The sequence below is a fragment of the Paenibacillus cookii genome, from assembly GCF_018333375.1.
In the GTDB taxonomy this organism is placed as follows: domain Bacteria; phylum Bacillota; class Bacilli; order Paenibacillales; family Paenibacillaceae; genus Paenibacillus_AQ; species Paenibacillus_AQ cookii.
In genome coordinates, this window is record NZ_BORW01000083.1 from 1 (window position 1) to 1,556 (window position 1,556).

Annotated in this window: 1 pseudogene; it reads left to right on the forward strand. The window is 45.0% G+C overall.

Annotated elements, in window-relative coordinates:
* Window positions 1-255: 255 nt before the first annotated feature.
* Window positions 256-1,461, forward strand: a pseudogene (locus KI367_RS26635) (fructose-bisphosphatase class III); the annotation flags it as partial.
* Window positions 1,462-1,556: the final 95 nt, after the last annotated feature.

Sequence of the window (1,556 nt, forward strand, 5' to 3'; positions counted from 1 at the left end):
TAAAATGGTTGTCTGGTAACTTTCATTTTACAAGATCAGACGGTTTTTTTGTGTTATTTTTTGCATTCAACGAAAATGGGCGGACCAGAAGTCAGTTTTCACTGACTTTCTGGACAGCCCCTTTTTTTTGCGCACGCAAATGGTGTCTTGGGGACAACCACAGGAATAAAAGAAAGAATCATGGCACCCGCATAAATAGGGAGAAAAAATGCTTACACTAACATCACCATCTTTCCTTGAAGGGGGACATCTGTTTTGGATGCGCAGTTTCTGGATTTATTGGCCCAGAAATATGATACGGAAGAAAAAGTCGTCACCGAAATCATCAACCTTGAAGCGATCTCCAATCTCCCCAAAGGAACCGAACATTTCGTCAGTGATTTGCATGGGGAATTCCAGGCTTTTCAACATGTATTAAGAAACGGTTCGGGTACCGTAAAAGAAAAAATCAAAGCGTTGTTCCATGAGGTGTGGACGGATCATGAAATCAATGAGTTTGCGGCGCTAGTTTATTATCCGGAAGAAAAAATACAGCTGGTTAAAGGAGATCTGTGCAACAAACAAGCCTTGGACCGATGGTACAGACAAACGATTGAACATATGCTTAAGCTCATTTCTTATGCCTCTTCCAAATATACGCGCTCGAAATTGCGCAAAGCTCTGCCGGAGCAGTTTGTATATATCGTGGAAGAGCTGTTGTACAAGACGGATTCGTCCCACAATAAGGATCCTTATTATGAGGAAATATACCGGCAATTGATCTCCTTGGGCCAGGCGGACAAGCTCATTACCGGCCTTGCTTATACGACTCAGCGTCTGGTCGTTGACCATCTTCATGTGGTCGGAGATATCTATGACCGCGGGCCGGACCCCGATAAAATTATGGACACGCTGATCAACTACCATTCGGTAGACATTCAGTGGGGAAACCATGATGTCCTGTGGATCGGCGCCTTTGCGGGTTCCTTGGTCTGCCTCGCGAATATTATCCGGATCTGCGCCAGATACGACAATTTGAACATCATCGAAGACGTATACGGAATCAATCTGCGCCCGCTGCTGAACTTGGCGGAGAAATACTATGGCGACAATCCGGCCTTCAGACCGAAGCTGCAGAGCGACCATAACGGTTCGGAACAGGAAATCCTGCAGATTACCAAAATTCATCAAGCCATTGCCATGATCCAATTTAAGCTTGAAATCCCGATTATCAAGAGACGTCCTTACTTCAACATGTCTGAACGGCTTTTGCTGGAGCAGATCGATTACGACAAAAACGAAATCAAAATGGGCGGAAAAACTTACCCGCTGGTAAACACCTGTTTCGCAACCGTAAATCCGCAGCAGCCGGAACAGTTGCTGGAGGAAGAACAGCAGGTGATGGAAAAATTGCTGTTCTCCGTCCAACATTCCGAAAAGCTGGCCAGACATATGAACCTGAATTTCGAAAGTACTGCTCTTTGAAAATATGAAAAAGTGCTCAAATCTTTGGTAGAATGGTGTTTGTCGAGAACACATCACCCAAAGAGAGGAGCACCCTTAAGGTGAAGTCTACC